20 protein-coding genes are annotated in these 21,171 nt (G+C 59.3%); 7 read left to right on the forward strand and 13 right to left on the reverse strand.

The genetic code is table 11. The features are described 5' to 3' along the window. Window positions 1–97 precede the first annotated feature (97 nt). A complete protein-coding gene (locus tag ABNF92_RS06335; RefSeq protein ID WP_349343750.1) occupies window positions 98–997 on the forward strand; it encodes a haloalkane dehalogenase in 900 nt (299 codons plus the stop codon). A gap of 13 nt (window positions 998–1,010) precedes the next feature. Here the strand turns inward: ABNF92_RS06335 and ABNF92_RS06340 are convergent, their stop codons facing one another. Further along, window positions 1,011–1,799 (reverse strand): thioesterase family protein, encoded by a 789-nt coding sequence (locus tag ABNF92_RS06340; RefSeq protein ID WP_349343751.1) that lies wholly within the window; start codon window positions 1,797–1,799, stop codon window positions 1,011–1,013. Window positions 1,800–1,996: 197 nt separating this feature from the next. On the opposite strand from ABNF92_RS06340, the gene ABNF92_RS06345 reads away from it, so the two are divergent. Then, on the forward strand, window positions 1,997–3,511 hold the full coding sequence (locus tag ABNF92_RS06345; RefSeq protein ID WP_069183977.1) for a DEAD/DEAH box helicase: 1,515 nt from the start codon (window positions 1,997–1,999) through the stop codon (window positions 3,509–3,511). On the opposite strand, the gene ABNF92_RS06350 is transcribed toward ABNF92_RS06345, so the two are convergent. Genes ABNF92_RS06350 through ABNF92_RS06365 form a run of 4 tightly spaced genes read right to left on the reverse strand, consistent with a single transcriptional unit; the run spans window position 3,508 to window position 6,473 of the window. Next, complete coding sequence (locus ABNF92_RS06350) at window positions 3,508–4,017, reverse strand: dihydrofolate reductase (protein WP_153634593.1); 510 nt, start codon at window positions 4,015–4,017, stop codon at window positions 3,508–3,510. The two genes, ABNF92_RS06345 and ABNF92_RS06350, sit on opposite strands and share 4 nt — an antisense overlap. Before the next feature lie 23 nt (window positions 4,018–4,040). Next, the gene (locus ABNF92_RS06355) at window positions 4,041–4,880 is read right to left on the reverse strand and encodes a thymidylate synthase (protein ID WP_136629752.1); all 840 of its coding nucleotides are present in this window, start codon (window positions 4,878–4,880) and stop codon (window positions 4,041–4,043) included. Then, the gene (lgt, locus tag ABNF92_RS06360; RefSeq protein WP_069183980.1) at window positions 4,877–5,665 is read right to left on the reverse strand and encodes a prolipoprotein diacylglyceryl transferase; all 789 of its coding nucleotides are present in this window, start codon (window positions 5,663–5,665) and stop codon (window positions 4,877–4,879) included. The genes ABNF92_RS06355 and lgt overlap by 4 nt, the downstream gene beginning before the upstream one ends. A gap of 10 nt (window positions 5,666–5,675) precedes the next feature. Then, window positions 5,676–6,473 (reverse strand): sulfite exporter TauE/SafE family protein, encoded by a 798-nt coding sequence (locus tag ABNF92_RS06365; protein ID WP_069183981.1) that lies wholly within the window; start codon window positions 6,471–6,473, stop codon window positions 5,676–5,678. A gap of 89 nt (window positions 6,474–6,562) precedes the next feature. Between ABNF92_RS06365 and ABNF92_RS06370 the strand changes: the two genes are divergently transcribed. The 4 genes from ABNF92_RS06370 (at window position 6,563) to dxs (ending at window position 10,607) form a co-directional block, all read left to right on the forward strand. Further along, window positions 6,563–7,336: an NRDE family protein gene (locus ABNF92_RS06370; RefSeq protein WP_349343752.1), complete on the forward strand. Its 774-nt coding sequence runs from the start codon at window positions 6,563–6,565 to the stop codon at window positions 7,334–7,336. Window positions 7,337–7,391: 55 nt separating this feature from the next. After that, the gene (locus ABNF92_RS06375) at window positions 7,392–7,646 is read left to right on the forward strand and encodes an exodeoxyribonuclease VII small subunit (protein ID WP_069183983.1); all 255 of its coding nucleotides are present in this window, start codon (window positions 7,392–7,394) and stop codon (window positions 7,644–7,646) included. Next, complete coding sequence (locus ABNF92_RS06380; protein ID WP_349343753.1) at window positions 7,646–8,542, forward strand: farnesyl diphosphate synthase; 897 nt, start codon at window positions 7,646–7,648, stop codon at window positions 8,540–8,542. Before ABNF92_RS06375 ends, ABNF92_RS06380 begins: the two co-directional genes overlap by 1 nt. A 133-nt stretch (window positions 8,543–8,675) precedes the next feature. After that, on the forward strand, window positions 8,676–10,607 hold the full coding sequence (gene dxs / locus ABNF92_RS06385; RefSeq protein WP_349343754.1) for a 1-deoxy-D-xylulose-5-phosphate synthase: 1,932 nt from the start codon (window positions 8,676–8,678) through the stop codon (window positions 10,605–10,607). Window positions 10,608–10,686: 79 nt separating this feature from the next. Here the strand turns inward: dxs and ribA are convergent, their stop codons facing one another. The 6 genes from ribA to ABNF92_RS06415 form a co-directional block, all read right to left on the reverse strand. Continuing rightward, complete coding sequence (ribA, locus tag ABNF92_RS06390; RefSeq protein WP_209398879.1) at window positions 10,687–11,301, reverse strand: GTP cyclohydrolase II; 615 nt, start codon at window positions 11,299–11,301, stop codon at window positions 10,687–10,689. Window positions 11,302–11,435: 134 nt separating this feature from the next. Further along, entirely contained in the window at window positions 11,436–11,918 is a 483-nt protein-coding gene (gene moaC, locus ABNF92_RS06395) for a cyclic pyranopterin monophosphate synthase MoaC (RefSeq protein WP_153634599.1), read from the reverse strand. Window positions 11,919–12,005: 87 nt separating this feature from the next. Then, complete coding sequence (locus ABNF92_RS06400) at window positions 12,006–12,989, reverse strand: Nudix family hydrolase (RefSeq protein WP_222466199.1); 984 nt, start codon at window positions 12,987–12,989, stop codon at window positions 12,006–12,008. Between the two features lie 2 nt (window positions 12,990–12,991). Further along, a complete protein-coding gene (gene argJ, locus ABNF92_RS06405) occupies window positions 12,992–14,209 on the reverse strand; it encodes a bifunctional glutamate N-acetyltransferase/amino-acid acetyltransferase ArgJ (RefSeq protein WP_349343755.1) in 1,218 nt (405 codons plus the stop codon). 127 nt (window positions 14,210–14,336) lie between these two features. Further along, a complete protein-coding gene (gene secA / locus ABNF92_RS06410) occupies window positions 14,337–17,075 on the reverse strand; it encodes a preprotein translocase subunit SecA (protein ID WP_349343756.1) in 2,739 nt (912 codons plus the stop codon). Window positions 17,076–17,256: 181 nt separating this feature from the next. After that, a complete protein-coding gene (locus ABNF92_RS06415; protein ID WP_222466196.1) occupies window positions 17,257–18,210 on the reverse strand; it encodes a M23 family metallopeptidase in 954 nt (317 codons plus the stop codon). A gap of 214 nt (window positions 18,211–18,424) precedes the next feature. Here ABNF92_RS06415 and ABNF92_RS06420 point away from each other — a divergent pair, with 214 nt between their 5' ends. Beyond that, complete coding sequence (locus ABNF92_RS06420) at window positions 18,425–18,871, forward strand: DciA family protein (RefSeq protein ID WP_069183992.1); 447 nt, start codon at window positions 18,425–18,427, stop codon at window positions 18,869–18,871. 11 nt (window positions 18,872–18,882) lie between these two features. On the opposite strand, the gene lpxC is transcribed toward ABNF92_RS06420, so the two are convergent. Both lpxC and ftsZ read right to left on the reverse strand, forming a co-directional pair. Then, window positions 18,883–19,797, reverse strand: coding sequence for a UDP-3-O-acyl-N-acetylglucosamine deacetylase (lpxC, locus tag ABNF92_RS06425; protein ID WP_136631481.1), 915 nt, complete (start codon window positions 19,795–19,797; stop codon window positions 18,883–18,885). 212 nt (window positions 19,798–20,009) lie between these two features. Then, on the reverse strand, window positions 20,010–21,167 hold the full coding sequence (ftsZ, locus tag ABNF92_RS06430; protein ID WP_008176500.1) for a cell division protein FtsZ: 1,158 nt from the start codon (window positions 21,165–21,167) through the stop codon (window positions 20,010–20,012). Window positions 21,168–21,171: the final 4 nt, after the last annotated feature.

The following is a 21,171-nucleotide window of genomic DNA, read 5'->3' on the forward strand; positions in this document are numbered from 1 at the left end:
CTGCTTTATCCTGATATTCGACGATTGTAGTAGGGCATTCTGATCACCGGATGCCGCCCGGCAATCACGCAACCAATCAGTCAGGACAGTCGATGGCATGCGTATTCTGAGAACCGATGAAGCCCGCTTCGCAGGTCTTCCGGATTACCCTTTTACTCCAAACCATCTCGACGTAGAACCCGGGCTCCGGATGCACTACGTTGACGAGGGCCCGCGAGGCGCGTCGCCGGTAATCATGCTCCACGGCGAACCATCCTGGTCCTACCTTTACCGGCACATGATTCCCCTCGTGGCAATCGCCGGACATCGGGTACTGGCTCCGGATCTGATCGGCTTTGGCAAATCCGACAAGCCGGCCTCGGTGACCGACTACAGTTATGGCCGCCACCTGGCATGGCTGACTAGTTGGCTGGAACAGCTGGACCTCACCAACATCACCCTGGTGTGCCAGAACTGGGGATCGCTGCTGGGCCTGCGTCTGGCAGCAGAACACCGACAGCGCTTCAGTCGCATCATCGTGGGCAATGGCATGCTGCCAACCGGGGAGGCGCCTGTGCCTGCGGTATTCTCAGTCTGGAAAGCCTTTGCCACACACAGCCCCTGGTTTCCGGTTGGGCGCATTGTGCAGCTGGGCACCGATCGCACGCTGAGCAAGGCTGAACTGGCCGCCTACGAAGCTCCGTTTCCATCAGCAGAGTTCAAGGCCGGAGCCCGGGCGTTTCCGAAGCTGGTTCCAACTGAGCCTGGCACACCGGACAGCGATGCAAACAAGGCCGCCTGGCAGGTGCTTGAACGTTGGAAAAAGCCGTTTATCACCTGTTTCAGCAGTGGCGACCCTATTACCCGGGGCGGCGACAGGCATATGCAGCGTCGGATTCCCGGTGCCCATGGCCAACCCCACATCACGCTCCGGGGCGGGCACTTCCTGCAGGAAGATTCACCGGAAGACTTCGCCCGCATTATCATCGATGCCCTGAAATCGGAAATGGCGGCCTGAGCCGCCATTTCCATCACCCGAACACGGTCACCGTCTGGCGGCTCAAAGCCACAAGCTCGCCTTTGGCAGTCCATATACCGGCCTGGGTATGACCGTAACCGGCACCCGCCTGATCGATAGAGACCTTGTACAACAGCCAGTCTCCCGGTTCCATGGCCGGCCTGGGATGCACGATGTCCAGAGCCCAGCTCAGGGAACTGGTTCGTACCCGCTGCTTGACATACGGCAGTACTGCCGGGGGCCAGGCATCAACGAGGGCAACGATATGGGCGTCAGAGAACGACTCCGGAGTTTTCCGGAACTGCATCCAACCGCCCAGTTCACGACCGCCTTTGCCACTGAACGGCAGGTTTCCGAACGCCCATCGCATCTCAATCTGCTGGATGAATTCCGGTGTCACACCCTCGATATAGTCGAGCCCGTGACATTGACCGATCGGAGGTGCCTCGGGCGCAGGAAGCGCGTCCACCTGTACCTCCGACTCCCGGTCGCCGCCAAAGCTGGCCAGACAGACCAGCCGGGTTTCTCCTTTCTGGACAATGCGCCCCTGCACCTGACTGACTGCTTTTCCCTCACGCAGAATCTCGGCCTCGAATCTGGCCGGCACTTCGGGCTCCACCGGTCCCACGAAGGAGACCTGCAATGACCGCATGGCGCGGCCCTCGGCAACAAGCATCTCCATTCTCTCGAACATCAATGCAGCCGTAAGACCACCGAATGTAGCTCTTCCCTGGGACCAGCTGCCGGGCATGATCAGTTCCTCGCTGCCACGGGCCGCCCGCAATAATTCGTCAAAGGTCATCTCAAGTTCCTGTTAGCAACCTATCGGGATAATACGAAGCCTGCCCAAGATCGGACGGCAACGCAATAACCGGTCCCCGGCAAGTACCTACAGCGCCTCCGGGGTTTTGCGTATTAAAACATCAACAAAACCGCTATAATGCCCGCACATCATGCATTGCCCGGCAATGCTCTACCTCCCGAATTCCGAGTGAATCAATGTCTGAATTGTCCTTTGCCGAACTGGGGCTGGATCCAGCCGTACTTGAAGCTGTGTCCGCCGTTGGCTACGAAACCCCGTCTCCCATCCAGGCCCAGTCTATTCCCGCGCTGCTTGCCGGCAACCATCTGTTGGGTGTTGCCCAGACAGGTACCGGTAAAACCGCGGCATTTGCACTGCCCCTGCTGAGCCGGATTGACGCCTCTGTTACCGAACCCCAGATTCTGGTGCTGGCACCAACACGGGAACTGGCCATCCAGGTGGCTGAAGCCTTTACCACCTATGCCAGCAAGTTCCGGAATTTCCATGTGCTGCCCATCTACGGCGGCCAGGATTTTTACCCCCAGATCAAGGGCCTCCGCCGCGGTGCCCAGGTCGTCGTGGGCACCCCGGGCCGCATGCTCGACCACCTGCGCAAAGGCACTCTGAAACTGGACGGCCTGAAGGCGCTGGTTCTGGATGAAGCCGATGAAATGCTGCGCATGGGCTTTATCGACGACGTGGAAGCGATCCTGGCGAAAACACCGGAGAACTGCCAACGCGCCCTGTTTTCAGCCACCATGCCGCCGCAAATCAAGAAAGTGGCCCAGACTTACCTGCGCAACGCCACGGAAGTTCGCATTGAAAGCGAAACCCGCACGGTCGAGCGCATCTCCCAGTTTGTTTTGCCGGTCTACGCCGAGCGTAAACTCGACGCCCTGACACGGATTCTCGAAGTGGAGCCGTTCGACGCCTCCATCATCTTCGTGCGCACCAAGGCGGAAACCACACTGCTGGCCGAGAAACTGTCGGCACGCGGGCACGCGGTGGCACCACTGAACGGCGATTTGAACCAGCGCCAGCGCGAGCAGACCGTTGAAGATCTCAAGCGCAGCAAGAAAGACATTATCGTGGCGACCGACGTGGCGGCCCGCGGTCTGGACGTGCCGCGCATTACCCACGTGATCAACTACGATGTGCCCTACGACACCGAAGCCTACATCCACCGTGTTGGCCGTACCGGCCGCGCCGGTCGGGAAGGCAAGGCCATTCTGCTGGTCACGCCTCGGGAGCGGAGCTGGCTGCGCACGCTGGAACGTGCCACCAACTCCCCTATGCAGGCCTATGAGCTGCCGTCACCGGTTGAACTGAAGAAAATGCGCGAGCAGCAGTTTGAAACCCAGCTGCTGGCGTTCGCTGAAGACAAGAAGCTGGCCAAGACCATGGCCCTGCTGGACGAGATCGCCGAGCGCAACGAGATGGATATGGCCATGGTGGCGGGTGCCCTGGCCTGCTGGATGGAAGCGGCCCAACCCGGTTCCCTGCCTCTGGAGCAGCCCGAGGCACTGCCGGTGGTCTCCGCCACGCCTCCGCCGCGTCGCGACCGCAAGGGTGGCCGCCCGGGCGATAACCGCAAAGGCCCGAAAGGCGGATTCAAGAAAGGACCGAAGGGACGCGGCGGCCCGGGGCCCAAAGGCAAGTCTCCCGGTAAGGGCGGCAAGCCCGCTGGCAAGCGCCCACCTCGCCAGGCTTAAGCCTGGCGCTGATAGACCACGAAGCTGTAGTCGTAAGGGTTGTTATCGGACGCGGAGAAATCCTCCCGTCCGATTTCCTCCCACTCATCCCAGTTCACTTCCGGAAAAAACGCATCGCCGTCCACCTCAGCGTGCACCTGGGTGATGTACATCCGATCAATCATCGGCAATGCCTCGGCGTAGATCTGCCCGCCACCGATGATCATCACCTCGTCGCCACCCTCAAGCTCGGCCTGGGCTTCAGCTTTCACCAGCGCCTCGGGCAATGACTTGGCGGCGACCGTTCCGGTTGGTGCTTCCCAGGTTTCGTTCCTGGAAATCACCACGTTCATCCTGCCCGGTAACGGTCGACCGATGGAGTCCCAGGTTTTCCGCCCCATGATTATGGGCTTACCCATGGTGGCCTGTTTGAAATAACGGAGATCACCCGGCAAATACCAGGGCAATTTGTTGTTCCGGCCGATGACCCGGTTGCGGGACATGGCGACAATCAGTGCTTTTCTCATGGACTCGCCTGTTTGAAATTGAATCAGATGGCAATCGGCGCCTTGATGCCCGGATGCGGGTCATACCCCGCAAACTCGAAGTCCTCCAGCTCGTACTCGAAGATGCTCTCGGGCTTGCGTTTGATCACCAGCGTCGGCAAGCCCCGCGGCTCGCGCTTGAGCTGCTCAAAGACGATGTCATCGGTCAGATGGTTCTGGTACAGGTGACAGTCACCAAAGGTATGGACGAACTCCCCCACTTCCAGATCGCACTGTTGAGCGATCATGTGCGTCAGCAAGGCATAGGAAGCGATATTGAACGGCACCCCCAGGAACAGGTCAGCGCTGCGCTGGTAGAGCTGGCAGGACAGCTTGCCGTCGGCCACATAGAACTGAAACAGGCAGTGGCAAGGCGCCAGGGCCATGCGGCCCTCACGAACGTTATCCTGCGGGCCAATGGATTCATCCGGGAGCTCTGCCGGGTTCCAGGCAGAGACAATCAGGCGGCGGGAATTGGGCTTGGTGCGGATCTGTTCGATCACTTCGCTGATCTGGTCGACCACCTCACCATTCGGGCACTGCCAGCTACGCCACTGCTTGCCGTAGATGGGTCCGAGGTCACCATTCTCCAGTGCCCACTCGTTCCAGATGGAGACCTTCCGCTCCTGCAGCCAGGTGTTGTCGGTGGAGCCCCGGAGAAACCAGAGCAATTCATAAATAATGCTGCGCAGGTGGACCTTCTTGGTGGTCACCAGGGGAAAGCCTTCCTGCAGGTTGAAACGGATCTGGCGGCCGAACACCGACCGGGTGCCGACACCGGTACGGTCTCCCTTGTCGAATCCGTTATCAACAACGTCTTGCATCAGGTCCAGATAGGCTTTCATCGGGCTTGTCTCCGGTAGGCAATAAACATCAGGGCGGCGCCGGCAACGATCATCGGGAAGGACAGTACCTGCCCCATGGTTAGCCAGTCAAAAGCAAGGTAGCCCAGTTGCGGATCCGGCTGGCGCACGAATTCCACCAGGAAACGGAATACGCCGTAGCAGACCAGGAACAGACCGGAAACCGCCATGGTCGGCCGCTGCCGGGATGAGAACCACCAAAGAATCACGAACAGGGCGACTCCCTCCAAGGCAAACTGGTACAGCTGCGAGGGGTGCCGGGCGAGCGAGTCCGGCGCCGTGCGAAATACCATGCCCCAGGCAACATCCGTAGGCTTGCCCCATAGCTCGCCGTTGATGAAGTTTCCGATCCGGCCTGCGCCAAGGCCCAGGGGTACCAGCGGCGCTACAAAATCGGCCATGCGCCAGAAACCACTACCCACCTTGCGGCCATACCACCACATGGCAAGCATCACGCCCAGCAGACCACCGTGGAAGGACATGCCGCCTTCCCAGACACGGAGTAGCCAGAGCGGGTCGGCCAGGAAGGCATCAAAGTTGTAGAACAGGACATAGCCGAATCGCCCGCCCAGGATCACCCCCAGGGCCAGGTAAAACAGCAGATCACCCATCTGCTCTTCGTTGATGGGCGACCAGGGTTTGCGGGTGCGGAGCCGCCCAAGCCACCAGCCGGCCACGAAGCCGAACAGATAGGTCAGACCATACCAGTGGATCTTGAAGGGACCGATAGCAATGGCCACCGGATCAATCTGGGGATGCTGCAGCATCAACTACCTCTCAGCTCAGGAGAAAACGAAGCCCCACCAGCAGGAGCATGATGGAGAAAGTGCGCTTTAGAATCCGGGCATTCAGCCGATGGGCCAAGTTAGCACCCACCCGGGCAAAGAAAACGCTGGTGAGAATGATACCGATCAGGGCCGGCAGATAAATGAATCCGGCACTCAGCTCCGGCAATGCGGGGTTGCTCCATCCAGTCCAGATGTTACCCAGGGCACCGGCGATGGCAATCGGCAGGCCACAGGCCGCCGATGTGCCCACCGCCTGCTGCATCCGCACGTTGCACCAGCTCAGATAGGGAACCGTAAGGGTTCCACCACCGATTCCGAAAATCGCGGAGGCCCAGCCGATGCCGCCGCCGGCGACGCCCAGACCGGCGACGCCGGGGACATCGCGACCGGGTTTGGGGTCGACCTGGAAAAACATCTTGAGACCCACCAGGATCACGAAAATACCGATCACCAGTTCCAGGGCGCGCCCGCTCAACAGGGATGCTGTCCAGGCGCCAACCAGAGCCCCGGCCACGATTCCCACGGTCATGGGTCGGAACAGATCCCAGCGCACGGCCCCGTGCTTGTTATGGGATCGGATAGAGCTGACCGAAGTGAAAACGATGGTTGCCAGCGAGGTACCAACGGCCAGATGGGGAATAATGTCCGGATTGATTCCCTGCAGACCAAAACTGAACATCAGCACAGGCACGATGATCAGCCCGCCACCAATGCCGAACAGGCCCGCTACGGTGCCCGCCAGGGCCCCAAGGGCAAGATACGATGCGATTACATAAAACAGGGTCATAGTTTGAGGCACACCCGAGAAAACCAAGGCTGGTATGATACACAGCGCAAGAGTCAACTTCATTAACTCCGGGAGCGCCATCCGCCACCATGTGCCTGATCGCCTTTGCCCTTGGCCAGAACCCTCATTTTCCGCTGGTAGTCGCGGCCAATCGGGATGAATTCTTCCGTCGCCCGACGGCCGCCATGGACTGGTGGACCACGGACTCCGGCACCCGGGTACTTGCCGGCCGCGACCTGCTTTCCGGGGGCACCTGGCTTGCGGTGAATGCCAAAGGCGAGGTCAGTGCTGTGACCAACGTTCGCGAAGGCACACCGGAAACCGGTCGAATCAGCCGGGGCGAACTGCCTTTGCGGGCTCTGACCGAGTCGCGGGAGCAGCTTGAGGGCTATCTGCTCGATAAGGCCGACCAGTTTTCCGGCTTCAACCTAGTGCGCCTGTCTACTGAAAGCGGCTGGTATTTCAGTAATCGGGATGCACACCCCGGTCGGCATGTCCACCGTGGGGTCTATGGCCTGAGCAACCACCTCCTGCAGACACCCTGGCCCAAGCTTCTGCGTCTGCGCGAATCTGCAGGCGAGATCATTGGCGCCGCCGGCCAGAACGCCGAAAAGCTGCACAACGACCTGATTCCCCTGCTTCAGGACAGCACGCCGGCACCGGACCATCTGCTGCCCGACACCGGCGTTGGACTGGAGACCGAGCGTTTCCTGTCATCGCCCTTTATCGTCGGGACCGATTATGGCACCTGGGCAACCACCGTGGTGACCGTCTCTGCAGGGGGCGAAATCCAGGTGACCGAACAGAGCTGGGGCCCGGACGCCGAACCCGGTGAACGACGTCACTTCCATTGGCAGCGATAGCGATCAGGCTCTGGTATAATCCGCGAAATTCTGCCACCCGATCGGAGGGCCCCTGATGGCCGGTGAACAAGGCGCCACATCGATAGCCGATTTTGAGAAATCTCTGGATGAGCTGGAAAGGCTGGTTCGCGATCTGGAACAGGGCGAGCTGTCTCTGGAACAGTCCCTCACGGCGTTTGAGCGAGGTGTAAAGCTGACCCGTGAATGCCAGCAGGCGTTAAAGAGCGCCGAGCAACGGGTTGAACAGCTGGTCCAGAACAGCGACGGCACCCTCGAAACCCGCCCGTTTTCTCCGGATGATGCTGACTGATGCCCGGACCGAACCCGCTTGCCTCTGATTTTCTGGAAACCTGCCGGGCCCGCGTCGATGCGGAACTGGACCGTTGCATCACCCGTGATTCCGCCTCCGGCCGATTGCAGGAAGCCATGCGCTACAGCGTACTGGGCGGCGGCAAGCGGATCCGACCAGCCCTTTGCCTTGCCGCGGCAAAGGCACTGGGACAGACCGGCGACGAGGCCCTGATCCCGGCCTGCGCGGTAGAACTGATCCATGCCTATTCACTGATCCACGATGACCTGCCGGCCATGGATGATGACGAATTGCGCCGCGGACGGCCCACCACCCACATAGCCTTCGACGAAGCCACAGCCATCCTGGCCGGAGATGCCCTGCAGGCGCTGGCATTCGGCTGGCTGGCCGAAGCTCCGGGACTGCCAGAATCCGTGCGCCTGATTATGGTGCGGGAATTGGCCCGGGCCAGCGGCCACGGTGGAATGGTTGGTGGCCAGGCCATCGATCTTGAATCCGTTGGCAAGACCCTCGCACTAGCCCAGCTCGAAAACATGCACCGGCACAAGACTGGCGCCCTGATCGAGACCAGCGTGCGGATTGGCGCCCTGACCGCACCCTCTGTCAGCGAACAGGCTCTGGCCTCCTTGACAGAGTACGCCAAGGCATTGGGCCTGGCCTTCCAGGTTCAGGATGACCTGCTGGACATAGAAGGCGACACAACGGTCATTGGCAAGCCCCAGGGTTCGGACGCGGCCCGAGCCAAGCCCACCTACCCCGCTCTATTGGGCGTGGCCGGCGCCCGGGAGCATCTGGCAGATCTGCTTGAACAGGCCCAGCGAAGCCTGAAGGATTTCGGCGCCGAAGCCGACCCCCTCAGGGCCATGGCCGATTACGTGGTGGCAAGAACCCATTGAACCCCGGCGCCCCGAAGGCGCACACTGGCCGTAAATATTTTCGTAACAACTGGCCCGCTTTGTGTGAAACAGCTTCCCCTGTTCCCTTATAATGCCAGTCAGTTACTGAACGTACCGGAAAAGACCCGAGCAGATGCAGGACACTTATATTTTCAAGGAAATCCCGTCGCAGCGGCCCAACACGCCTCTGTTGGACCGGATTGATGAACCGGCCCAGCTGAGAGAGCTGGCCCCGGAGCAGTTGACCCTGCTCGCCCGGGAGCTCAGGGCATTTCTGTTATGGTCAGTGGGCCAGACCGGCGGCCATTTCGGCGCGGGCCTCGGCGTGCTTGAGCTTACCGTTGCCCTTCACTATGTCTTTGATACGCCCAGTGACCGCCTGGTCTGGGACGTCGGCCATCAGGCCTATCCCCACAAGATTCTGACAGGCCGGAAGGAATCAATGGGCAGCATCCGGCGCAAGGGCGGGCTGGCCGGCTTCCCGAAACGGGCCGAAAGCGAATACGACACCTTTGGCGTTGGCCACTCGAGCACTTCCATCAGCGCAGCACTGGGCATGGCCATCGCCGCGCGCCTGCAAAAGTCCGGCCGCAAGAGTATTGCCGTTATTGGTGACGGCGCCATGACCGCCGGTATGGCGTTCGAGGCCCTGAATCACGCCGGTCACCTGCACGCCGACATGCTGGTTATTCTCAACGACAACGACATGTCGATCTCCCGCAATGTGGGGGGCCTGTCCAATTACTTTGCCAAACTGTTGTCCAGTCGCACCTACAACCAGGTTCGCGACAGCAGCAAGAAAGTTTTGCAGGGAGCGCCACACCTGATGGCGCTGGCCAAGAAGACCGAGGAGCACTTCAAGGGCATGATTGCCCCGGGAACGCTGTTCGAGGAACTGGGGTTCAACTACATCGGCCCTATCGATGGTCATGATCTGCCCCTGCTGGTGGAGACCCTGGAGAACATCCGTGAACTTGAAGGCCCGCAGTTCCTCCACGTGGTAACCACCAAGGGCAAAGGCTTTGCGCCTGCCGAGGCCGACCCGATTGGCTACCACGCCATCAACAAGATTGAACCGGTGCCACCGAGCAAGCCCGAACCGGTCAAGCCGACACCGAAGAAGCCCAAGTATGCCAACGTGTTCGGCCAGTGGCTCTGCGACTCCGCCGAGCAGGATGAGCGCGTGGTCGGCATCACCCCTGCCATGTGCGAAGGGTCGGATCTGCTGGCATTCTCACAGCGCTTCCCGGAACGCTATTTCGATGTCGCCATTGCCGAGCAGCACGCCGTCACTTTAGCCGCGGGCTTGGCCTGCGATGGCGCCAAGCCGGTTGTCGCCATTTACTCGACGTTCCTGCAGCGGGCTTACGACCAGTTGATCCACGATGTCGCCATACAGAACCTCGATGTCCTGTTCGCTATAGATCGGGCAGGGCTGGTCGGAGAAGACGGCCCGACCCATGCCGGCGCCTTTGATATCAGCTACCTGCGCTGCGTGCCTAACATGGTGGTGATGACACCGTCAGATGAAAACGAAACCCGCCAGATGCTCCAGACCGGCATGCTGTATGAGGGGCCGGCGTCAGTGCGCTATCCCCGCGGTACCGGGCCCGGCGCCGAAATACAGCAGGAATTGACCCCTCTGGAGATTGGCAAGGGCCGCAAGCTTCGCAGCGGCAGAGGAGTTGCCATCCTGAACTTTGGCACCCTGCTGGCCCCGGCGCTGGAGGCGGCGGAGGCAATTGGTGCAACAGTTGCCGACATGCGCTTCGTAAAGCCCCTTGATGAGGAACTGGTGCTGGAACTGGCCGAGCAGCATGAACTGCTGGTGACGCTGGAAGAGAACGCCATTGCCGGTGGCGCGGGCAGCGCTGTAACCGAGTTTCTGAACAGCCGACTGGTGTCCATGCCGGTCCTTCAACTGGGCTTGCCGGACACCTTCATGGACCATGGCAAGCATGGGGAACTGCTGGCCGAATGCGGTCTGGATGCAACTGGCATTGAATCCGCCATTCGCACGCGGATGGAAACCCTCCGCCACCAGAGCCTGAAAGTCGTCAAATAAACGAGCACGTTGCCCTGAAAACGCAAAAAGCCCGCGAAACTCGCGGGCTTTTTCGTCAGCAGATCAGGGGCGGGTCGAGTCACACCTCGGGATCATCGTCCTGGTGTGTCTCCAACCAGTGCCCCAACTTGCTCTGCTTGGTATCGAGATAATGTTCATTGTGGGGGTTTCTGCCCACATGCAGAGGCACTCTCTCGGCAATAGCAATACCGTAGGAAGATAACGCCTTCACCTTGCGGGGATTGTTGGTCATCAGCCGCAGGCTCTTGATACCCAGGTGCTCCAGCATGTCCTTGCACATGCTGTAATCGCGCAGATCCGCCGCAAACCCCAGGCGCTCATTGGCTTCAACTGTGTCAGCACCCTGATCCTGCAGGTGGTAGGCGCGGATCTTGTTCAGCAACCCGATGCCCCGCCCTTCCTGACGAAGATACATCAGAATACCCCGACCTTCCCGGGCGATGCTGCGCAGAGCCTCTTCCAGCTGATAACCGCAATCACAACGCATGCTGTAGAGGGCATCGCCAGTCAGACACTCGGAATGGGTGCGGGCAAGCATGGGTTCGTCACTGTCCAGGTCGCCCAGAGTCAGGGCAACGTGTTCCTTTCCGGTGTCCGGTTCTTCAAAGCCGTGCATATCAAACACCCCGAACGGGGTCGGCAACCGGCAGGTCTGGATGTAACGAACAGCCACAGTGTTTCCTCGTGGTTCAGTCAATCGGGCCGCGCATTCTAGCACGGGCCCGCCCGCTTGGCGTAGTCTCGGCACTGTCGCTCCTCCGGAGTGGTTCTGATAACCAGCTTTTACGAGCGCAGCGGTTCGCCAGATCAGGCGTTATCGGCGACCCAGTGGCCACTCCGGCCGCCTTTCTTCTCCAATAGACGCACCGAACCGATCTCCATGCCACGGTCTACGGCCTTGCACATGTCGTAAAGCGTCAGTGCTGTAACACTTGCTGCTGTCAGCGCCTCCATTTCGACACCGGTCTGACCGGACAGTTTGCAGCGGGTGAGAATATGCACAGATGCCCCATCGCTGCCCGGGTTCAGTTCGACTTTCACGGAGGTCAGGTTCAGTGCGTGACACAGGGGAATCAGGTCATGGGTTTTCTTGGCCGCCATGATGCCGGCAATTCGGGCAACGGCCAGCACATCACCCTTGGGGTGCTCACCCTCAATAATCATATTCAGGGTTTCCGGCGCCATGCGTATGGTGGCTTCAGCGCGCGCCTCCCGCTCAGTGGCCGCCTTGTCGGTTACATCCACCATGCGGGCTTCGCCCTTGTCATCGAGATGGGTCAGTTTGCTCACGGAATCCCCCGGAATCGGTTGTGCAAGATAGTGAAAAATGCAGGAACGACAGCATAACAGAGATGGGCCCGGCGTCGCTGACAAGCGTCAGTTCCGGGGCCACCAGAAGCCGATGCCGGCTATTCCCTGGCCGCCACATTGACGGGCTTCCTGAATATCGCCGGACGACAGCCCGCCAAGCGCAAAGACCGGCAGCGCAGCTTCCGACACCAGCTCGGCAAAGGCCGGCCAACCGAGGGTGGGCGCACCCGGGTGACTTTCCGTGGGCTGAACAGGCCCCAATGTCACGTAGTCCGCGCCAATAGCCTCTGCATGATCGATTTCCTGCCGGCTATGACAGGAAACTCCCAACCACACCTCTTGCGGAACCGGCCGGGCCGAGAGCGCCGCAGCCTCGCGCCAGGGCAAATGCAGCCCCCGGGCACCGGGGGTCGCACGGAATATCTCGGGACCACCGTGAACCATGAGCGCGACTCCGGCCCGGTCACAAACCGACACCGCTTCCTCAGCCAGCTGCCGGTACGCCCGCTCGCTCAAGGCAGGGGCCCGGAGCACCACCAGGGGCGGCCTCGCGAGTTCAAGCCCCATCTCAAGGCGTTTAACCGTCGGCTTCAGGTCACCGGTTTCGCCAGTGATCGCAAGCTGCCGGGGTAACCGCAGAGCACGAATGATTGGCCGGTTGGCGGCCGGGAAATCCTCGTCCCGTAGCTGATCCGGGGCGAGCCATTCAACGGGTTGCCCCTCGCACCCTGTTGCTTCGCCTTCCGCCGCCCCGGTTTCCCAGACGTCCAGAAAAACTCGCTTGTCACCGTAGTCGTGGCGAATTCCGATGACAGGCTCCAGGGAATCCTCAGGCACACGAAGACCGGTTTCTTCGGCAATCTCACGCACCAGTGCAGCCTGGACACTCTCCCCCGGCTCAACCTTGCCACCGGGAAACTCCAGCAAACCGCCCTGGTGGACATGGTCTGGCCGCCGCGCAATCAGCACCCGTCCATCCCGGACAATAACCGCAACGGCAACGTGAACTTCTTTCACCCCGGCTTCCGACGCAGACGCAGAGTCAGACATGGTCAGGTACGGTACTCGGCGTTGATGGTGACGTAATCATGGGAGAAGTCGCAGGTCCACACCGTCTCCCTTACCTCTCCCCGCTTGAGGTCAATGGCAATGGTGATCTCTTCCCGATCCATCACGGCCTGGCCACGGGCCTCGGAATAGTCGTCAGCGCGACCACCGTTGCGAACCAGGCAGACATCCCCCAGGTAGATTTCCAGGGCCTCAAGGTCCAGTCCGTCGACACCGGCGCGCCCGACTGCCGCGAGGATCCTTCCCCAGTTCGGGTCCGAGGCGAACAGCGCCGTCTTGACCAGCGGCGAATGTGCCACGGTGTATGCCACATCCAGCGCTTCCTGCTGGCTGGCAGCGCCGCTCACATCAATGGTGACAAACTTGGTAGCGCCTTCACCGTCACGGACGATGGCGTGAGCCAGTTCCAGGTAGACCTTTTGCAGCGCCTCCCGCAGCTTTGGCAGCGTCGAACTGGAGGCGGTAATCTCGGGGCCGGAATACTGGCCACTGGCCATCAGCATGCAGGCATCATTGGTGGAGGTATCGCCATCAATGGTAATCCGGTTAAAGGATTTCTCTCCCAGCTCGGAGGCAAGAGTCTGCAGCAGCTCTGGCGCAATCCGGGCATCGGTGGCAATAAACCCGAGCATGGTCGCCATGTTCGGGCGAATCATCCCCGCGCCCTTGCTGATGCCAGAGATGGTGACCGTGTGACCGTCCAGCTCAACCTGACAGGAGGCGCCTTTTGGGCGAGTGTCCGTGGTCATGATGCCGCTGGCGGCCTCTGCCCAGCGGTTCTCGGCGGTGTTCGCCAGGGCGTCCGGAAGTGCACCGACAATCTTCTGCACCGGCAGCGGCTCGCCAATCACGCCCGTGGAAAACGGCAGGATCTCCGCTTCGGCAACGCCCGCCTGGTTTGCCAGAGCCTGGCAGCAGGCCACGGCATCCCGCATGCCCTGCTCACCGGTGCCGGCATTAGCGTTACCGGTATTGATCAGCAGATACCGGGGCGAGGTCTCGGCCAGATGTCGGCGGCTGAGAGTAACCGGTGCCGCGCAGAACTGGTTTTTCGTGAAAATCCCGGCAACCCGGCTTTCCGGGGCCAGCTCAAATACAACCACGTCCTTCCGTCCCGGCTTCTTGATGCCTGCACTGGCTATACCGATCTTAACCCCCGCCACCGGGTGAAACTCAGGTAAGGTTCCCGGACCTACCGCCATTCTGCCACTCCTCTTGTCTGGGGTTGCGCTCGAAGTACCGCACAACCCGCTGGAAACGAAAAAACCCGCATCCCACCAGTTGTGGCTGGCAGAGTGCGGGTTCCGATGGTGCGGTCAGTGCTCTGAATCAGCTGACCTTGCCATGACACTGCTTGTACTTCTTGCCGGACCCGCAGGGGCAGGGTTCGTTTCGACCCACCTTGCGCTCCTGTCGAACGAAGGTTTCCGGAGTCGACTGCCGGGCTTCGTCAGCCTCACCCTCACCCTGGCTCTGGGCCGTGGCGCTGGTTTCGTCGTGGCGCAGGCGAGCCCTGGCAAGCTCTTCTTCGAGTTCCTGCTTGCGACGGCGCTCGACTTCTTCCATTTCTTCACGGCTCTGGACACGAACATGGCAGAGTACGCGGGTGACGTCCCGCTTCATGGTATCAAGCATGGTTTCAAACAGGTTGAACGCCTCGCGCTTGTACTCCTGCTTGGGGTTCTTCTGGGCATAACCCCGCAGATGGATGCCCCGGCGCAGATGGTCCATGTTGGAAAGATGCTCTTTCCAGAGGGTATCCAACACCTGCAGGAAGACCTGCTTTTCGAACTTGCGCATGGCCTCTGAGCCGGCGATTTCTTCCTTGGCTTCGTAGGCGGCGACAATCTCGTCCAGAATCTTCTGGCGCAGGTTTTCCTCATACAGCTTGTTATCTTCTTCCAGCCACTTCTGTACTGGAAGATCAATGGCCATCTCGGACTGGAGCTGTGCTTCCAGACCAGTGATGTCCCACTGTTCGGGCATGCTCTGGGGCGGGATGTATTCACTGATCAGCGAATCGACAACGTCCTCCCGGATGGTCTTGACCATGTCCGAGATATCGTTTGAGGACATGACCTCATTACGCTGGTCGTAGATGACCGTCCGCTGATCGTTGGCCACGTCGTCGTATTCCAGCAGCGTCTTCCGCATATCGAAGTTGCGGCCTTCGACCTTGCGCTGGGATTTCTCGATCGCATTGGTCACCATACGGTGTTCAATGGCCTCACCCTTTTTCATGCCCATTGCCTGCATCAGGCTCTTGACCCGGTCAGGTGCGAAGATACGCATGAGGTTGTCTTCCAGGGACAGGAAGAACCGTGAGGAACCGGGATCGCCCTGGCGACCGGCACGGCCACGAAGCTGGTTATCAATCCGGCGGGATTCGTGACGCTCGGTACCAATGATGTGCAGGCCACCGGCCTCAAGAACCTGATTGTGGCGCTCGGTCCATTCCGCCTTGACCCGGGCAACCTCCTCTTCCGAGGGATTCTCCATGGCGGCGACTTCGTGCTCCCAGTTACCGCCGAGTACGATATCGGTACCACGACCGGCCATGTTGGTGGCGATGGTGACTGCGCCCGGCCGGCCCGCCTGGGCAATGATATGGGCTTCGGATTCGTGCTGCTTGGCGTTCAGGATCTTGTGTTCGATCCGCGCCTTCTTGAGCAGCACAGAAAGAAGCTCGGAAGCCTCGATAGACGCGGTACCCACGAGGATCGGGCGCCCTTCGGCGGTGACATCCTTGATCTCATCAATGATCGCGTGGAATTTCTCTTCCTGAGTCAGATACACCAGATCGTTGTAGTCAGTCCGCTGAATCGGCTTGTTGGGCGGAATGACCACCACGTCGAGGCCGTAGATCTGACGGAATTCGAAAGCTTCGGTGTCTGCGGTACCGGTCATGCCGGCCAGCTTGTCGTAAAGCCGGAAATAATTCTGGAACGTCGTGGACGCGAGAGTCTGACTTTCGGCCTGGATCTTGACGCCTTCTTTGGCCTCAACCGCCTGATGTAGGCCTTCGCTCCAGCGGCGCCCCGGCATGGTACGGCCGGTATGCTCGTCCACGATGACCACCTGGCCGCCCTGAACAATGTAATCCACGTCTTTCTGGAACAGATGGTGGGCCCGCAGTGCCGAGTGCACGTGGTGCAGCAGGCTGAGGTTGGCCGCTGAATACAGGCTCTCTCCTTCCTTCAGAAGGCCACGCTCAAGCAGCAATTCTTCAACTTTCTCGTGACCGCCCTCGGTCAATTCCACCTGGCGGGATTTTTCGTCGATGGTGAAGTCGCCGGTAGGCTCACCCTCTTCAGGCACCTCACCTTTTTCCAGGCCCGGAATCAGCTCATTGATGGCCTGGTACAGTTTTGAACTGTCCTCAGCCGCACCCGAGATGATCAGCGGCGTTCTGGCCTCATCGATCAGTATCGAGTCCACTTCGTCCACGATCGCGTAGTTCAGCCCGCGCTGGACCTTGTCCTCGGTACTGAACGCCATGTTGTCACGCAGATAGTCGAAACCGAATTCGTTGTTGGTACCGTAGGTAATATCCGCCTGATACGCCGCGCGCTTTTCTTCCGCCGGCTGGCCCGAGGCCACTACACCCACCTGCATGCCCAGGAACCGGTAGAGCTTACCCATCCACTCGGCATCACGGCGGGCCAGGTAATCGTTCACGGTAACCACGTGGACGCCTTTGCCGGGCAGCGCGTTCAGATACACCGCAGCAGTGGCAACCAGAGTTTTACCCTCACCGGTTTTCATTTCCGCGATACGGCCTTCGTGCAGGGTGATACCACCGATCAGCTGGACGTCGTAATGGCGCATTCCCATAACGCGACGGCCTGCTTCACGCACGGTCGCGAAGGCTTCAGGCAGCAGGGCGTCAAGGGATTCGCCTTCATCAAGCCGGCGACGGAACTCCGCGGTCTTACCTTGCAACTCGGAGTCGGACAGATTGCCATACTGCTCTTCAAGCTCATTGATGCGTATGACAGATTTACGCATTCTCTTGATTTCTCTGGCGTTTTTACTGCCGAACATCTTAGTTGCAAGCTTTGTGAACATAGACCACTGCTTCTTTGATTAAACGGAGGAAGCCGGCATTCTAACCTTATTTTGTAACAGGACAAAAGGCAGGCCTCACACAGGCGCAAGAAGTCGCCGGTGAGGCACCGGATTCACAGATAAAAACCGGCCCGGAGCCGGTTGACGGAGAGATTGTGAAAGCTGCGGCGCCGGGACCGGATCAGCGGCTGGCACGCTTGATGTAGGTTTCCGGGTTTTCAGACTTGCCATTCCGAATGACTTCAAAATGCACATGAGGACCGGTGGAACGCCCGGTACTGCCCATCAGCGCGACTACCTGGCCCTTCTGAACAACATCACCCACTTCCACTTTGATCGTCTTGCAATGAGCATAGCGGGTGATCAGACCATCGCCATGATCGACTTCAACAAGGTTACCGTAGCCATAGCGCTCGCCGGCATAGGTCACCACACCGCCCGCAACCGAGATAATATCGCTGCCATCCTTACCGGCCAGATCAACCCCGGCATGCCAGGTACGCTTGCCGGTAAACGGATCGGAACGGTAGCCGTACTTGGAGGACAGCCAACCCCAGGTTATCGGGCGACCTTCAAGGTACAGTTCGTCCTCAAGCCGTTTGCTGGATGCCAACTGGTCGAGCAAACGAAGTTGCTGTTCACGGTCTTCGATTCGCCATTCCATCTCCTCGATCATACGGGTCAGCTCGGGCGCGGAGAAGGAATCGCCGGACAAGGCATCCTCCGGGCCACCCACCGCAGCAGGCTGATCGAAGTTGAATTCATCGCTGGCCACCAGGCCGGATTCCACAAAACGCTGGCCCAGGGCATCCAGGCGCAATAACCGGCCCTGAATCTCGCCCAGGCGCAGAGTCAATGCATCTACCTGTTGCTGGACGTTCTCTTCAATGTTGGCCAACTCCGCCTTCTGCTCTGCCAGCTTCAGCTGCCACTCGGCCACCAGTTCGGCGTTGGTGGGCTCCCTGGCCTCTACCTGCTCAATCGCCGTCTGGTAACCGGCCCAACCCGCGGCAACCAGCAGGGAAAGCACCAGAAACAGCAGCGCAACAGCAAGCGTACTGTTGATAGACAACACCCGGGATTTTCCGTGGTGTTTGCCAACGAAAATAATGTTCATATCATCATCAGGTTTCATCGTTGAGCCGCAACCGCATCCTGTAGTGTTGCGCCCCGGAAAAATCCGAAGGGGGTCTGCCATCCTTTGGCAACAGCTACATACTGAAAAAATGCAGCGCCCGGTAGACATACTCATTTATCACAATGTAAAACGAGTGTAATACAGGCACTACGCATAAACCGTGCCGAAGTGTAACCAATCGTAAACGGAGCCGTCGAGTAAAAACGCCGCCATGAAACGCAAAAGCGAGCAAAAAATGACCTTCGACAAGCTGGGCAAGACCCCGGTACTCAAGGATCTAGTGGCAAAGGCCGAACTTCACCGACAGGCAGAGGCAGAAGTTCTCGCAGCCCTACCGCAGGATCTGGTTAAGGGCACACGCTTTGTCAGCTGCAAAGACGGCGAACTGGCTCTGACAGCCGAAACCGCCGGGAAGGCCAGTCAGATCCGGTTCCGCCAGCACGAGATCATGGAAAAGCTTAGAGAGAACGAACTCTTCCGGTTCGTCTGGAAACTGAGGGTCAAGGTTGCGCCACCACGATTCCGGGAAAAACCGGTGTTCAAGAAGGAGCCCTTGAGTAAAGAAAATGCCCGGCTCCTCAAAGAGGAAGCCGGGCACACGAAGGATAAAGCATTACGCGAGGTTCTCGAAAAACTCGCTAGCCACGTCCGGGATTAAAGCGTCCGGCTTTAACCCGCCGCCAGCACAGGCTTCATGTAGGAAATCGGGGCAGTGGCCTCATCATCAAAGGTAACCACTTCCCAGGCATCCTCTTCTGCCCTGAGCTTGCGCAACAGCTTGTTGTTCAGATCGTGACCGGATTTGATACCGCGGAACTCACCAATCAGGCTGTTACCCAACTGGTAAAGGTCACCGATGGCATCAAGCAGCTTGTGCTTCACGAATTCATCGTCATAGCGCAGACCGTCTTCGTTGAGGATCTTGTAGTCATCCACAACGATAGCGTTATCCACACTGCCACCAAGGGCGAGGTTCATGGCACGCAATTTTTCGATGTCACGCATGAACCCGAAGGTCCGTGCGCGGCTCACTTCCTTGACAAAGGAAGTGCTGGAAAAATCAACGGTTGCGGTCTGGGCGCGGCCTTTGAACACCGGGTGATCAAAGTCGATTCCGAAGCTGACCTTGAAGCCCTCGAAAGGCAGCAGGGTCGCTTTCTTGTCGCCTTCCTCAACCGTAACCTCACGCTTGATGCGGATAAAACGCTTGGCCGCATCCTGCTCGGCAATACCGGCGGATTGCAGAAGAAACACAAACGGACCGGCAGAGCCGTCCATGATGGGCACTTCCGCGGCGCTAAGCTCGACGAAACAGTTATCAATCCCGAGACCAGCCATGGCCGAGAGCAAATGCTCAACAGTCGCCACACGGACACCGTCTTTTACCAGCGTCGTGGACAGCATGGTCTCACCCACATTTTCCGCAGAAGCACGAATCTCAACCATCGGGTCCAGATCGGTACGGCGGAAGATGATACCGGAGTCCACCGGGGCGGGCTTGAGGGTCAGATAGACCTTCTCACCCGAGTGCAAGCCAACACCGGTGGCACGGATGGTGTTTTTAAGTGTCCGTTGTCTGATCATCGGTACATAATTCCGTCACAAAAAGGCGATATTCTAGGCAAAAATCTGCCCGGAGAATATCAGAAAATAAGACTGAATACCATTTAACCAATTTGTTGTTGCCGAATGTTCATTCAGCGCGCAACTATTGGCAATCGGTGCACGTATTCACCGGTTTTCGGGTTCCATATTTCGATGACAAACCGGAACCGGATCACAATTGCACCAGATTATCAGTCAGCCTGACGACGGAGGAATGCGGGAATATCGAGATAGTCGACACCCTGCTCCTCGCTGTCCTTGCTCTGGTCGATAGCTACGTTCCCGTGGGAAACAGCCCGGCGACGCAGAACAGCAGGACGATCCAGCTGGTTGTAATCGGTTTTGCCGTCCAGGGTGCGGGTGTTGTCCACCACCTTGGTCGGCTTCTCGCGATCACCGCCCAGACCGGTCGCAACAACCGTTACCTTGAGTTCGTCGGTCATCTCCGGATCAATGACGGTACCAACAACCACCGTGGCAGAATCAGACGCAAACTCACGCACAATGTCGCCAACCTCGGAGAATTCGCCCAGGTTGAGGTCCATACCAGCGGTGATGTTGACCAGAATACCTTTGGCACCCTGCAGGTTGATGTCTTCCAGCAGCGGGCTGCGAACGGCCGCTTCGGCGGCTTCCCGCGCACGGTTTTCGCCGGTCGCGCGAGCTGTGCCCATCATCGCCATACCCATTTCGGACATGACGGTCTTCACGTCGGCAAAGTCGACGTTGATCATACCGTTGCGGGTAATCAGGTCGGCGATGCCCTGAACCGCACCCAGAAGCACGTCATTGGCGGCGGCAAAGGCGTCCAGCAGGCTGGTTTTCTTGCCCATCACGGCCAGCAACTTCTCGTTGGGGATGGTGATCAGGGAGTCGACGCTTTCTTCCAGCTCTTTCAGACCGGATTCGGCAACGCTCATGCGCTTGCCACCTTCGAACATGAACGGCTTGGTGACCACGGCAACGGTCAGAATGCCGAGCTCACGGGCCACTTCCGCCACGATCGGCGCAGCGCCGGTACCGGTGCCACCGCCCATACCTGCGGTGATGAAAACCATGTCCGCGCCCTTGATGGCCTCGGCAATGCGATCACGATCTTCCAGGGCGGACTGACGACCAACCTCCGGATTGGCGCCGGCACCCAGACCCTTGGTGATGTTGCCACCGAGCTGAATGATCTGGCGCGCGTCCATATCGGTCAGCGCCTGCGCATCTGTGTTGGCGCAGATAAATTCCACACCTTCGATGTCGCTGTTAAGCATATGGCGAACGGCGTTACCGCCACCACCGCCTACACCGACGACTTTAATGACAGCGTTTTGCTGGACATTATCGACGAGTTCAAACATTTCC

Source organism: Marinobacter sp. MMG032 (assembly GCF_040112695.1).
Classification (GTDB): Bacteria; Pseudomonadota; Gammaproteobacteria; order Pseudomonadales; family Oleiphilaceae; genus Marinobacter; species Marinobacter salsuginis.